At 73.3% G+C, this 13,941-nt stretch carries 12 protein-coding genes; all 12 read left to right on the top strand.

The window, feature by feature from the left end; all coding sequences use genetic code 11:
* Positions 1-497: 497 nt before the first annotated feature.
* The 12 genes from OG689_RS07640 to OG689_RS07585 all read left to right on the top strand — a co-directional run bounded on the left by OG689_RS07640 (position 498) and on the right by OG689_RS07585 (position 13,921).
* Positions 498-1,121, top strand: coding sequence for a hypothetical protein (locus tag OG689_RS07640; RefSeq protein ID WP_266318847.1), 624 nt, complete (start codon positions 498-500; stop codon positions 1,119-1,121).
* Between the two features lie 559 nt (positions 1,122-1,680).
* The gene (locus OG689_RS07635; protein WP_266318845.1) at positions 1,681-3,459 is read left to right on the top strand and encodes a hypothetical protein; all 1,779 of its coding nucleotides are present in this window, start codon (positions 1,681-1,683) and stop codon (positions 3,457-3,459) included.
* Positions 3,460-3,555: 96 nt separating this feature from the next.
* A complete protein-coding gene (locus OG689_RS07630) occupies positions 3,556-4,536 on the top strand; it encodes an ATP-binding cassette domain-containing protein (protein WP_266318844.1) in 981 nt (326 codons plus the stop codon).
* Positions 4,533-5,312 carry an ABC transporter permease gene (locus OG689_RS07625; RefSeq protein ID WP_266318842.1) on the top strand — a complete coding sequence of 260 codons (780 nt, stop codon included), beginning with the start codon at positions 4,533-4,535 and terminating at the stop codon, positions 5,310-5,312. Before OG689_RS07630 ends, OG689_RS07625 begins: the two co-directional genes overlap by 4 nt.
* 117 nt (positions 5,313-5,429) lie before the next feature.
* Positions 5,430-6,194 carry an ABC transporter permease gene (locus OG689_RS07620; protein WP_266326945.1) on the top strand — a complete coding sequence of 255 codons (765 nt, stop codon included), beginning with the start codon at positions 5,430-5,432 and terminating at the stop codon, positions 6,192-6,194.
* A gap of 122 nt (positions 6,195-6,316) precedes the next feature.
* Positions 6,317-7,528, top strand: a complete 1,212-nt coding sequence (locus tag OG689_RS07615; RefSeq protein ID WP_266326943.1) for an MCE family protein — start codon at positions 6,317-6,319, stop codon at positions 7,526-7,528.
* Complete coding sequence (locus OG689_RS07610) at positions 7,525-8,556, top strand: MCE family protein (protein ID WP_266318841.1); 1,032 nt, start codon at positions 7,525-7,527, stop codon at positions 8,554-8,556. The genes OG689_RS07615 and OG689_RS07610 overlap by 4 nt, the downstream gene beginning before the upstream one ends.
* Positions 8,557-8,648: 92 nt before the next feature.
* Positions 8,649-9,665 (top strand): MCE family protein, encoded by a 1,017-nt coding sequence (locus OG689_RS07605; protein WP_266326941.1) that lies wholly within the window; start codon positions 8,649-8,651, stop codon positions 9,663-9,665.
* Between the two features lie 14 nt (positions 9,666-9,679).
* Positions 9,680-10,864, top strand: a complete 1,185-nt coding sequence (locus OG689_RS07600) for an MCE family protein (protein WP_266318840.1) — start codon at positions 9,680-9,682, stop codon at positions 10,862-10,864.
* A complete protein-coding gene (locus OG689_RS07595; protein ID WP_266318839.1) occupies positions 10,861-12,108 on the top strand; it encodes an MCE family protein in 1,248 nt (415 codons plus the stop codon). The genes OG689_RS07600 and OG689_RS07595 overlap by 4 nt, the downstream gene beginning before the upstream one ends.
* Positions 12,108-13,409, top strand: coding sequence for an MlaD family protein (locus tag OG689_RS07590; RefSeq protein WP_266318838.1), 1,302 nt, complete (start codon positions 12,108-12,110; stop codon positions 13,407-13,409). The genes OG689_RS07595 and OG689_RS07590 overlap by 1 nt, the downstream gene beginning before the upstream one ends.
* A complete protein-coding gene (locus OG689_RS07585; protein ID WP_266318836.1) occupies positions 13,406-13,921 on the top strand; it encodes a hypothetical protein in 516 nt (171 codons plus the stop codon). Before OG689_RS07590 ends, OG689_RS07585 begins: the two co-directional genes overlap by 4 nt.
* The last annotated feature ends 20 nt before the right edge of the window (positions 13,922-13,941 follow it).

The following is a 13,941-nucleotide window of genomic DNA, read 5'->3' as shown; positions in this document are numbered from 1 at the left end:
CCGCCGGCGGGCCCGTGGCGGCTGCGGGGGAGCGGAGGTTCGGTCAATTACCCGGCCCCGGCGCGCTGGTGGGGAGCGGGCCGGCCGGGCGGTAGCGGGTCGCGTACAACTCATCGCGGCTGCGTGCAACATAGACCACGGCGCACACGGAGCGCAGCACCCCGGACACAGAAACCTCACTTCCGGACGGCCGCGGGCCGCCGGCGGCCTCCAGGGGTGCCTTATTCGGCCGACCGGCCGGTTTTCGGATTCCCGTCCGGGTCGCTCGCTTCGTTATAACCGGGCGGCCTTCTTTGCTGCTTTCGTGACAAGGGAATACCCGCCGGTAAGTTCGCCGGAGGAATCTGTGACAGGCATGTTGCACGGCCCGGTTACCCATGCGTAACGTCCCCGTTCAACAGGGCGGCCGAGTGGAATCGGGAGCAGCCGAATTCCGAACTCCAGGCACCCTGGGCCCGGTTTATCGGGTATTCCACCCCTCCCCGAAAGGATCAACCGTGCGCAAGTTCACCGCAAGCGGCATGGTAGTCGCCGCGGCATTCGCCGCAGCCGCGGGCCTCGCCGCCGCCCCCGCCTACGCCGCACCCACCTGGACCGTCACCCCCGGCGGCGCCTGGACGGCCAAGGCGACCTCCCCGAAGCTCACCGACACCAAGACCGGCACCAAGCTGACCTGCACCTCGTCCAGCGCGGCCGGCACCCTGCAGAGCGGCACCGGCCTGTCCGGCACCGGAATCTCCTCCATCACCTCGGTCGGCTGGGTCAGCTGCTCCGGCCCGCTCGGCATCACCTTCACCGTCACCCCGCAGGGCCTGCCCTGGAGCCTCAACGCGGTCTCCTACAACAGCGGCACGGGCGTCACCACCGGCACCCTCACCGGCGTCAAGGCGCACATCAGCGGGGCCGGCTGCACCGCCGACTTCTACGGCCCGACCAGCACCAGCTCGGCCACCCTCACCGGCTCCTACAGCAACTCCGTGCACACCCTCACGCTCAGCGGCGGCGACCTGCACGCCTACAACGTCTCGGGCACCTGCCTGGGGCTGATCAACAACGGCGACGCGGCCACCTACAACGCGGCGTACGTGCTGGCCGCCTCGCAGACCATCACCTCGCCCTGACCCGGGGGTCCGGGCCCGCCGTCCTGCCGGGCCCGGGCCGTCCCGCGCGGCCCCGGCGGCCCTCCGGCCGCCGGGGGCCGTGAATGCTCATCGGAGGACAATCCTCCGCCGGCGCTTTGTCAATCGGTGACAAGAAATCCGGCTGCGGCGAAGTTGTGCAATCTTCCCAGGTTCGATCACTTGTCGCTGCTTGTTACCGGGCCGTAGTGTCCAGTTCGCCCAGGAAGTCCAAGGTCGGATTCCGTGGCCGTGCGACGTGTGCGGCCGCTGCAGTTCATGTGATTCCTGTTGCCCGCTCGGCCGCGTTCCCCGTTCAGCCGCGTTCCCTTTGCCGTGTGCCCCGTTCCGTACGCGGTTGTACCGTGCCACGCCTGTACGGCGGCTCGTCCGCGCCGCAGTACGCCGCAATTCCGGTTGTTCCCGTTCCGCCTGTTCCTGTTCCTGTTCCCGTTCCCGTTCCCCCTGTCGCCGCTGTCGCCGCTGTCGCTCCAGTTCGTCCGAGAAGTTCCTGCCGCCGTGCGCCGAACCGGCTCCACCGACCAGTCCGAGGAGTACCGCGATGGGCGAAGCAGTGGTCCGACGCCGAGCCTGGCGGCCGGCGGCGATCACCACCACCGTGCTGCTGGCCGGCCTGCTGCCGGCCGCGGCCTCGTCGGCCGACGGGCAGCCGGGCCGGCTGGACCTCGGGTACACCTGCGGGTCCGCCCGGGGCCCGGTGGAGGCCCGGGTCCTCCTCGGGCAGGCGTACCCTGCCGCCGGTGCGGTCGGCAAGCCGCTCCAGCCGGGGGCGCTGACCGCCGAGGTCGCTCTGGACCGGGCCGCGGTGGCGGCCCTGCTGCCGGCCGGGACGGCGGCGGTCGGCGGGGTGGGCCGGATCACCGCCCATGTACGGCAGGGGAGTTCGGCGGTCGACGCGGACTGGGCGGGGCTCGCTGCCGCGGCGGCCCCGCTCGCCGGCGACGGTGGGCTGCTCCTGGCCTTCACCGGGGCGGTCGCGCCCGTCACGGTGTCGGCACCGGGGGACGTCACCTTCACGGCCGGCGACCTCGACCTCACCTTGGCGGCAGCCGCCGCTTCCCCTGCGGCCCACGCCTCCCCTACGGCCCTCGCCGCCCCCGCCGCCCTCGCCGCCCCGGCCGCCCCCGCCGCCCCGGCCACCGGGGCCGCCTCCGCCTTGGGGCCCGCCCCCGCTTCCGGGCCCACCCCCGGCGAGCCGGCCCCGGTCTCCCTGCACTGCGTACAGAAGCCCGGCCAGCGAGCGGAGTTGGGCAGCGTGCCGGTGTCGGCGGCCGTGCAGCCGAGCCCTTCCGCGACCGGATCGCCCGGGCCGGCCGGCTCGGCCCCGGCCGGCGGTCCCGCCTCGCCCAGCGCCACCGGGCCGGCCGACGGAGCCCCGTCACCGACCGGCGCGCCCACACCCTCGGGCACCGCGTCCGCCTCGGCGGGCGCCTCCGCCCTGGTGGCGCCCCGCGCGGAGGCATCCGCCCAGGGCGGCACCATCACGGTCGGCGGCCCGGTCCACTCCGGGGTGAGCGCCTGCCCGGCGGCCCCGCAGGGTGATCTCGACCCGCGCCGCCTGCCGAAGGTGCCCGAGGGCGCGATCGTGCTCCCGATGCCCGGCTCCGACCCCTTCGAACCGGTGCCCGCCTGCGCGTTCGCCGTCGGCTACGCCAATGTAGGCAAGCTCGGCGGGGCGGCGCTGATCAACGACCCGACCCGCGACCCGGCGATGATCCGGGTCGACATGCACAAGCGGATCGTGATGCTCTGGACGGACGACGGCAGCCCCGGCTACGTCGAGGTGGACGGCATCGGCGAGCTCGAACTCCCGCCGGCCGAAGCCACCTTCCTCACCTACGGCTTCATGCCGACCACGGCGAGGATGAAGCTCACCCCGCTCACCCCGCTGACCCTCACGGTGATCGGGAACAGCGACTGGGACCAACCGGTGATCACCACCGCCGCCGGGTACCAGAACCTGACCCTCTACGACGTCAGGGTGAACGGCACGCCGCTCGACGTCGGCCCGAACTGCCGCACGGCCGCGCCGGTCGACCTCACCCTCCAGGGCCGGCAGGACAGCGGGATCAGCACCGACGACGGCAAGCCGGACTACACCGTGCAGACCGGCGGCCCGCTCTCCTCCGCCCACCTGGTCATCCCGCCGTTCACCGGCTGCGGCAGCGGCGGCGAGGACCTCAGCCCGCTGTTCACCGCGGCCGTCTCGGGCGCCGGCAACTCGCTGAACTTCATCCAGGGCGCCCTCTGCACCCCGACCAGCGACGAGCCGAACGGCTGCACGCCGGAGATCGAGATGCCCGCCCCGCCGCACCGCTGACCGCCGTCCCCTCACGTCCGCCCCGCCGCCAGCCGTCCTCTCTCGTCCGTACCGTCGCACCGCCGCCAGCCGCCGCTCTCACCCCCGGGAGGTGTCATGGGAATCGAAGTGATCGTCGAAGGTCTGACCAAGTCGTTCGGCCGCCAGACCGTCTGGCAGGACGTCTCGCTCACACTGCCGCCCGGTGAGGTCAGTGTGCTGCTCGGGCCGTCCGGCACCGGCAAGACGGTGTTCCTGAAGTCCGTGATCGGCCTGCTGAAGCCCGAACGGGGCCGGGTGCTGGTCAACGGAGTCGACATGGTGAACAGCCCCGAACGTGACATCTACGAAGTCCGCAAGCTCTTCGGCCTGATGTTCCAGGACGGCGCCCTGTTCGGCTCGATGTCGCTCTTCGACAACATCGCCTTCCCGCTGCGGGAGCACACCCGCACCAAGGAGGCGCGGATCCGCCGGATCGTGATGGAGCGGATGGAGATGGTCGGCCTGCTCGGCGCCGAACGCAAACTGCCCGGGGAGATCTCCGGCGGGATGCGCAAACGTGCGGGACTGGCACGGGCGTTGGTACTGGACCCGCAGATCGTCCTGTGCGACGAGCCGGACTCCGGTCTGGACCCGGTCCGCACCTCCTACCTCTCCCAGCTGCTCATCGACCTCAATGCGCAGACCGACGCGACGATGCTGATCGTCACCCACAACCTCGACATCGCCGCCACCGTGCCGGACAACATGGGCATGCTGTTCCGCCGCGGGCTGGTCGCCTTCGGCCCGCGGGAGGTGCTGCTGACCAGCGAGGAGCCCGTCGTCCGGCAGTTCCTGACCGGCCGCCGGGAGGGCCCGATCGGAATGTCGGAGGAGAAGGACGAGGCGACCCTGGCCGGCGAACTCCGTTACGGTGCGCAGCTGTCCGGCCCGCCCGGGCCGCTCCCGGCGCAGCTGGAACCGTCCCCCGGGCTGCCCGCCAGGTCGGCCGTCGGGCGGCGGCAGGCCAGGGTCCGGGAGCTGTGGGACGAGCTGCCGGCCCAGGCCCGGGCCGCGCTCGGCGCCGCCGCGGCGCCCGGCCCGGGGGAGCGGGCATGACCGCCGCCGCCCGGCTGGCCGGGCCGCTGCGGCAGAGTGGCCTGCTCTTCGCGCTCGCCGCCACCACCGTCCGGGAGGTCTTCCGCCGGCCCTTCCAGGTAAGGGAGTTGGTCGAGCAGTTCTGGTTCGTCGCCAGTGTGACGATCCTGCCCGCCGCCCTGGTCTCGATCCCGTTCGGCGCCGTGATCGCCCTCCAGGTCGGCTCGCTCACCCAGCAGTTGGGCGCCCAGTCGTTCACCGGCGGGGCCAGCGTGCTGGCGGTCGTCCAGCAGGCCGGCCCGCTGATCGTGGCCCTGCTCATCGCGGGCGCCGGCGGCGCGGCGATCTGCGCCGACCTCGGCTCCCGCACCATCCGCGAGGAGCTGGACGCGATGGCGGTGATGGGCGTCTCGCCCGTCCAACGCCTGGTGGTACCGAGGGTGCTGGCCACCATGCTGGTCGCCGTCCTGCTCAACGGGCTGGTGTCGGTGGTCGGCGTCCTCGGCGGCTACTTCTTCAACGTCGTTCTGCAGCACGGCACTCCGGGCGCCTACCTGGCGAGCTTCTCGGCGCTCGCCCAGCTGCCGGACCTGTACATCGGTGAGTTCAAGGCGCTGGTCTTCGGGTTCGTGGCCGGTGTCGTCGCGGCCTACCGCGGCCTGAACCCGCGGGGCGGACCGAAGGGCGTCGGGGACGCCGTCAACCAGTCCGTCGTGGTGACCTTCCTGCTGCTGTTCTTCCTGAACATGGTGCTCACGGCGATCTACCTGCAGATCGTCCCGCCGAAGGGAGCCTGACCGGTGGCCCTGCTCGACAAGAACCCCGCCCCGGGCGGCGCTCCGCCGGGCGACCCCCCGCCGGCGCGCCGCCGCTCGCGCCGCCGGTTCGGCTTCCTCGACGAGAGCGGCGACCACCTGCTCTTCCACCTCGCCGCCGTGCTGTGGATCCCGCGCACCCTGCGCCGCTACCGCATCGAGGTGCAACGCCTGCTCGCCGAGGTGGCGTTCGGCAGCGGCGGCCTCGGCGTCATCGGCGGCACGGTCGGCGTGATGATCGGCATGACCCTGTTCACCGGCACCGTGGTCGGGCTCCAGGGCTACGCCGCGATGAACGAACTGGGCACCACCGCCTTCACGGGATTCATCTCCGCCTACTTCAACACCCGCGAGATCGCGCCGCTGGTGGCCGGCCTCGCCCTGTCCGCCACCGTCGGCGCCGGCTTCACCGCGCAGCTCGGCGCGATGCGGATCAACGAGGAGATCGACGCCCTGGAGGGCATGGGCGTGCGCAGCATGCCCTACCTGGTGACCACCAGGATCATCGCCGGGGTCGCCGCGATCGTCCCGCTGTACGGCGTCGGCCTGCTCAGCTCGTACCTGGCGTCCCGGGCGGTGACGGTGCTGGTCAACGGGCAGTCGGCGGGCACCTACGACCACTACTTCAACCTCTTCCTGTCGCCGGTGGACGTGCTGCTCTCCACCTTCAAGGTGCTGGTCTTCAGCGTGATCGTGATCCTGGCGCACTGCTACTACGGCTACCGGGCCACCGGCGGCCCGGCCGGGGTGGGCATCGCGGTGGGCCGCTCGGTGCGCAACGCGATCGTCATCATCAGCGTCAGCGACTTCTTCCTCAGCCTCGCGGTCTGGGGCGCGACCACGACGGTGCGGGTGGCCGGATGACCGCCCCGGCCCCCGCCACCGCCCCCGTGCCGGCTCCCGGCCGGTCCGCACCCCCGGCCCCGGCCCTCCGGGCCCGGCGGGCCGGGCGGGCCCGCCGCCGGCTCGCCGGAGTGGCCTTCCTGATGACGCCGGTGCTGCTCGCCTGGCTGGCCGTCGCCGTCTACGACCGGACGTTCACCGACAGCGCCACCGTCACCGTCGAGGCCGGCAGTGTCGGCCACGAGATGCACGTCAACGCCGACGTGAAGCTGCGCGGCGTGGTGGTGGGCCGGGTCCGGGAGATCAGCACCGACGGCGACGGCGCCCGGCTCACCCTGGACATCGACCCGGCCCGGCTGCGGCAGATCCCCGGCGAGGTGTCCGCCCAACTGCTGCCCACCACGCTGTTCGGCGAGCGGTTCGTCGCCCTCGTCCCCGCCGCCAACCCCTCCGGGCGCAGCCTCGCGGCGGGCAGCACCGTCCCGCGCGACCGCTCCGGCAGCGCCGTGGAACTGCAGCAGGTCCTCGACCACCTGCTGCCGTTGCTCACCGCCGTCCGGCCGGAGAAGCTCGCCGCCACTCTCAACGCCGTGGCCACCGCCCTGGACGGCCGCGGCACCCAGCTCGGCACCACCCTCACCCAGCTGGACAGCTACCTGGGCCGGCTCAACCCCGAGCTGCCCGTCCTCACCGAGGACGTCCGCCGCCTGGTGGAGGTCAGCCGGGTGTACGACCGGGCCGCCCCGGACATCGTCCAGGCCCTCACCGACTTCACCCGCACCAGCGAGACCGTCGCCCAGCAGCGCACCGGCCTCGCCGCCCTCTACGGCGCGACCACCGGCGCCGCCCAGGACCTCGACGGCTTCCTGCGGCAGAACAAGGAGAACCTGATCCGGCTCGGCACCGACAGCCGGGACACCCTCGGGCTGCTCGCCCGGTACGCGCCGTCCTTCCCGTGCACCCTGAGCACCCTCGCCGGCTTCGTACCCGCGATGGACAAGGCGCTCGGCAAGGGCACCGACCAGCCCGGTCTGCACATCACCGTCACCACCGTCCCCTCGCGCGGCAGGTACCTGCCCGGCCAGGACACCCCCGACTACCGGGCGGGCGGCGGTCCGGCCTGCTACGCCGTGCCCTTCACCGGTACCCCGCTTGCCCCGGAGGACCCCGCCACCACGCCGATCACGGCCCCGCCCGTCGGCGCCGCCGCCGGCCTGCCCAACTCCCCGCAGGAGAACGCCCTTGTCACCGAGCTGCTGGCCCCCGGCATGAACAGCACACCGCAGGACCTCCCGGACTGGACCAGCCTGCTGGCCGGGCCGGTGCTCCGCGGCGCGGAGGTGACTCTGCGGTGAAACGACGCAGCCTCGCGGGCCCGCTCGCCAAGTCGGCGGTCTTCGTCCTGGTGACCACCTTCGCCACCGCCGTCCTGGCGCTCGGCATCGCCGACACCGGCGTGGGCGACACCGTCGGGTACCAGGCCCGCTTCAGCGACACCACCGGCCTGACCACCGGCGACAGCGTCCGGATCGCCGGGGTGAAGGTCGGCCGGGTCGACCGGATCAGGGTCGTCGACCACCGGATCGCCGAGGTGCACTTCTCGGTGGCCAGGGGCCGGTCGCTGCCCGTCTCGGTCACCGCCTCCGTCAAGTACCTCAACCTGGTCGGGCAGCGGTACGTCGACCTCCAGCAGGGCGCCGGGCCGGTGGACCGCAGCCTCGCCGCCGGCGCCACCATCCCGCTGGAACGCACCACGCCGGCCCTCGACCTGACCCAGCTGTTCAACGGCTTCCAACCGCTCTTCCAGGGTCTCTCGCCCAAGGACGTCAACCAGTTGGCCGGTGAACTCGTCCAGGTGCTCCAGGGCGAGGGCGGGACCGTCGACAACCTGCTGCGCACGGTCGGCTCGCTGACCGGCACGCTGGCCGGCAAGGACCAGGTGATCGGCGAGGTCGTCGACAACCTCAACACCGTGATCGGCACCGTGAACGACCGCGAGAGCGGCTTCCGCGACCTGGTCGCCACCCTGCAACAGCTGGTGACCGGCTTCGCCGGCGACCGCGAGCCGATCGGGCAGGCCGTCACCGCGATCTCCGCGCTCACCACCAGCACCGCCGGCTTGCTGCAGGACGGCCGGGCCCCGCTCAAGGACACCGTCGGCCAGCTCGGCCGGCTCTCCGCCAACCTCGCGGACGGCACCCCGCAGCTGGAGAACTTCCTGCGGCAGACACCCGAGAAGATGCGGGTGATCGGCCGGGCCGCGAGCTACGGCTCCTGGTTCAACCTCTACCTGTGCCAGGCCACCGTCACCGGCGTCACCACCTCGGACGGCAGCAAGCCACCCACCGGCATCGTGAGCACCGAGGCGAGGTGCGGGACATGACGGACCATCAGGGAAGGCGGGACGCCGCCGGGCAGCCCGCCGTCGAGCCCGACCCGCGTGGCGCGAAGCGCCGGGGGCGGCGCCGCAAGCCGCTGTTCAGGCCGCTCCGGGAGCGCAACCCGGTGCTCGTCGGCGCGGTCGGCCTGCTGCTGCTCGCCGTGGCCGGCAGCGCCGCCTACAACGCCGACGCGCTGCCGGTGATCGGCGGCGGTACCGCCTACGCCGCCGACTTCTCGGAGGCCGCCGGACTGCGCAGCGGCAACGAGGTCCGGGTCGCCGGGGTGAAGGTCGGCAAGGTCACCGGGGTCGCGCTGGACGGCGACCGGGTCAAGGTCAGCTTCACCGTCCGCGACACCTGGATCGGCGACGCCAGCACCGCCGCGATCGGCATCAAGACCCTGCTCGGCGAGAAGTACCTGGCCGTCGACCCGCTCGGCGGCGCCGAACAGGACCCGGGCGCCCGGATCCCGCTCAGCCGCACCACCTCCCCGTACGACGTCACCAAGGCGCTCGACGGACTCGGGCAGACCGTCGGCGCCCTGGACACCGAGAAGCTCTCGGAGAGCTTCCGGGCGATCGCCGACACGTTCCGGAACACCCCGGAGTCGGTGCGCGGCGCCGTCGACGGGCTCTCCGCGCTGTCCCGGACGGTCGCCGACCGGGACGCCCAGCTCGCCCGGCTGCTCGCCGGCAGCAGGCAGCTCACCACCACCCTGGCCGACCAGAACGGCCGCTTCGAGAACCTGCTCGCCGACGGCAACCTGCTCCTCGGCGAACTGCGCCGACGCCGGGACGCCATCCACGCGTTGCTCGCCGGGACGAAGGACCTCGGCGCCCAGCTGACCGGCCTGGTCCAGGACAACGACCGGCAGCTCGCACCCACCCTCGACGCCCTCGACCGGGTCACCACCGTGCTGCGCGCCAACCAGGCGAGCCTGGACCAGGCCCTCGCCCTGGCCGGGCCGTACTACCGGCTGGTGGGCAACACGGTCGGGAGCGGCCGCTGGTTCGACAGCTACCTGTGCGGGCTCGTCCCCCGGAACTACCTGCCGGCCGGCACCCCGCCGGAGACCGGATGCATGCCGCCCCAGCCCCAGGGCGGTCACTGATGAGGTGGTCACAGATGCGCGTACGCGCCGGGCGCCCGATCGCCGTGGGCGCCGCCCTCGCCGTGCTGATCGGCGGCGCCGCAGCGGGAGTTCTGGCCGCCGACGGCCCCGACGGCCGGCAGGTCACGGCCTGGTTCGACCACGCCGTCGGCGTCTACGCCGGCTCCGACCTGCGCATCCTGGGGGTGAAGGTCGGCACGGTCGAGGCCGTCGAGCCGCAGGGCACCCGGGTGAAGGTCACCCTGCGCCTGCGGGACGGCATCGCGGTGCCCGCCGACGCGGGTGCGGTGGTGGTCGCCCCCAGCGTCGTCGCCGACCGGTACGTCCAGCTCACCCCCGCGTACACCGGTGGGCCTCAACTCGCCGACCAGGCGGTGATCCCCGCCGAACGCACCGCCACGCCCGTCGAGGTCGACCAGCTGTACGCGAGCATCACCCGGCTCAGCGACGCCCTCGGCCCGGACGGCGCCAACGCCACCGGCAGCCTCTCGGACCTGCTCGACGTGGGGGCGCGCAACCTCGCGGGAAACGGGAAGGCGATGGGCGAGACCATCGACCAGCTGGGCCGGGCCACCCGGACGCTCTCCGGCCACAGCGACGACCTGTTCGCCACCCTGGCCGCCCTGCAGTCCTTCACCACCATGCTGAAGGACAACGACGGCAAGGTCCGCGCGGCGGCCGACCAACTCTCCACCGTCACCGGGTTCCTGGCCGCCGACCGGCAGGAGCTCGGCGCAGCGCTGGACCAACTCGCCACCGCACTCGGCCAGGTGAAGACCTTCATCCAGCAGAACCGGTCCCGGCTGAAGACCACCGTCGACCAACTGCTGCCGATCACCAGGTCACTGGTCGACCAGCGGGCCTCGCTCGCCGAACTCCTGGACACCGCACCGCTCGCGGCGGACAACCTGCTCGCCGCCTACGACCCGGCCCGGCGGACGATCGACGGCCGCGCCAACCTCAACGAGCTGAGCACGGGCGCCCGGCCGGGCGGTACCGGCGGCCTCCCGCTCCCGCTCCCGCCGGTGGACACCGCCCCCACACCGGTGCCCACCCCCACCGCCGACCCCGGTACCCCGCCGGACCCGGACCCGGGCACGCCCACCGACCCGACGGACCCCGGGACCCCGCCCGACCCGGACCCGGGCACCCCCTCCGACCCGGCCACCGACCCCGGCGGCGAGAGGGCGGGCCGATGAACCGGACCACCGCCAAGGCGGCTCTCACCACGCTGGCCGTCGCCATCGCGCTGGCCGGCTGCACGCCCTCGCTGACCGCCGCCCAGGACCTCCCGCTGCCCGGCGGGGCCGACCTCGGTGCCCACCCGTACGAGATCGAGGCCCACTTCGCCGACACCCTCAGTCTGGTCCCGCAGTCCGCCGTGAAGGTGAACGACGTGGCCGTCGGCCGGGTCACCGCGATCACGCTCGCCCCGGACGACTGGTCCGCCGTCGTCACCATGAAGATCAACGGCGCCGTGCGGCTGCCCGCCGACGCATACGCGCAACTGGAACAGTCCAGCCTGCTCGGCGAGAAGTACGTCCAGCTGACACCGCCGCCCGCGAAGCCGGGGGCCGGCCAGGCGGCCGCCGCCACCGGGGACGCGGCGGGCCCGCTGGTCGACGGATCCGTCATCCCCGTCGACCGCACCAACCGCAGCGCCGAGGCGGAGGAGGTCTTCGGGGCGCTCTCCATGCTCCTCAACGGTGGCGGCGTCGACCAGCTCAGGACCATCACCGTCGAGCTGGGCAAGGCACTGTCGGGCAACGAGTCGCAAGTCCGCTCGCTGCTCACCCAGGTCGACACCATGGCCACCCAACTCGACGCGCACAAAAGGGACATCACCGACGCGCTGGACGGCCTCGACCACCTCTCCGCGACGCTGGCCGCCCGTAGCGTCCGGATCGGCGGCGTGCTGACCGACCTCGCCCCCGGACTGAAGGTCCTGGAGGAGCAACGAGGCGCCCTGGTCACCATGCTCCGCTCGCTGGACACGCTCTCCGGGACCGCCGTCGACACCGTCAACAGGAGCAAGGACGACCTGGTCGCGGACCTCAAGGCGCTCGCGCCCGTCCTGCAGCGCCTCGCCGACGCCGGGACGTCGCTGCCCGACTCGCTGCAGGTGCTGCTCACCTACCCGTTCACCGACGAGGTCCTGCGCGGCGTGAAGGGCGACTACCTCAACGCCTACCTCGACCTGACCGCCGCGCCCGGCACCCGGATCATCCCGGCGCTCGACGCCGACGACAACGCGTACCCGCCCGCGCCCGACCCCGCGCCCGACCCCACCCCCGACCCCGGAACCGACCCGGGGACGGACCCCACCCCCGACCCCGGAACCGATCCGGGGACCGACCCCGGCGCCGAGGCGCGGGCCCACCGGACCCCACCCGTAGCGCTCCCCTCCGTCACCGGTACCCGCCCGGCAGGGAGGACGCGCTGATGCTCACCCTCGGAACCCGCCTGCGCAACCTCGCCTTCTTGCTGGTCGCCGTGCTCGTCCTCGGCATCATTGCCGTCCGGTACGCCGACCTCGGACGCTACGTAGGAGTACGCGGCTACTACGTCGTCCAGGTCGAACTGCCCGAGACCGGCGGCCTGTTCGAACATTCGGATGTCACCTACCGGGGCGTCTCGGTCGGCCGGGTCGGCCCGATCACGCTCACCGCCCACGGTGTCCGGGCCGAACTGCGGATCGACAACTCCGCGCCCCGCATCCCCACCCGGCTGGAGGCCGTGGTCGCCAACCTCTCCGCCGTCGGCGAGCAGTACATCGACCTGCGGCCCACCACGGCGGACGGCCCCTACCTCGCGGACGGCTCCACCATCGCCGAGCAGGACACCCGGACGCCCGCGCCCGTCACCAACCTGCTCACCAGCGTCGACCGGCTCACCGGCTCCGTCCCCCTGCAGTCGCTGCGCACCGTCGTCGACGAGTTCGGCCAGGCCTTCGCCGGCCAGGACGCCAACCTCCGGGCCCTGCTGGACAACAGCGGGCGCTTCATCGCCGCCGCCGACGCCGCGCTGCCCGGCAACACCACCCTGCTGGTCGACGCGCGGACGGTCCTCGGCACCCAGGCCGAGGAGGGCGAGGCCATCAAGTCCTTCGCCGCCGACGCCCGCCTGCTCGCCGAGCAGCTCAGCGCCTCCGACACCGACCTGCGCCGGGTGATCGCCGCCGGACCGGCCGCCGCCGGCCAGGTCAGCTCACTGCTGAGCGACCTGGACCCGGGGCTCAGCGTGCTGCTCGCCAACCTCCTCACCACCTCCGACATCGCGGTCACCCGCCAGCGCGGCATCGAGGAACTCCTGGTCCGGCTCCCGGCGGTGGCCGCCGCCGGGGCCGGCGCGGTCGACGCGGACGGCCTGCGGGTCGGCATGGCACTGACCTTCTTCAGCCCGCTGCCCTGCACCGACGGCTACCAGGGCACGACCCGTCGCAACGGCCTCGACACCTCCGCCGGGCCGGAGTTCAACACCGCCGCCCGCTGCGCCTCGGCGCCCGGTACCGGTATCGGCGTGCGCGGTTCAGCGAACGCACCGACCGGAGGCGTGCCGGACCCGGCCGTACCGGGCGCCCTGCTGCCGGTCGCCGGAACTCCCGTCGCCGGCGCGGCCGGTACCGGTACGGGCACCGGGGCCGGACCCGCGGCCGCGCTGCCCGGCCCGCTCGGACTGCCGGCGGTGCCGGCCGCCCCCACCGACCTGCGCGGCCTGCTCGGCCTGGGCGGCGGTGCCGGATGACCTTCAAACGCCTCGGCGCCCTCGCCGCGGTGATGGCCGCGGCGGTCTTCTGCGCCCTGTCCGCCTCCTACTACGCGCAGGCCCGCACCGACGACACACTGGCCCTGGCGCGGGCTCGCGACACCGCGCTCGACGCCGGCCGGCGGGAGATCACCGAGCTCAACACCGTGGACACGCAACACGTCGAGGAGTGGCTGCGTGAACGCCTCGACGTCACCGCCGGCCCGCTGCACGACCAGATGCTGCGCGCCACCGAGAGCGACCGCGGCGCCCTCCAGCAGTCCGGTGCCTCCGCCCGCGGCACGGTCACCGACGCCGCCCTCACCGCGCTCGACCCGCGGGCCGGCACGGCGAGGATGCTCGCGACCGTGGAGGTGCGGGTCACCCCGACGTCAGGTGCGCCCACCACCGACCGCAAGCGCCTGGAGGTGGGCCTGGAGCGCACCGCCGCCGGCTGGAGGATCACCACCTTGGCCGCCGTACCCGTCGCCTCGCCCGGCCCGCAGGGCTGACCCGCACCCGAGAGGACGTC

The sequence above is a fragment of the Kitasatospora sp. NBC_00240 genome, from assembly GCF_026342405.1.
Taxonomy (GTDB): Bacteria; Actinomycetota; Actinomycetes; order Streptomycetales; family Streptomycetaceae; genus Kitasatospora.
Note: the sequence above shows the minus strand (reverse complement) of the source record. Positions and strands in the feature narration are given on the sequence as shown.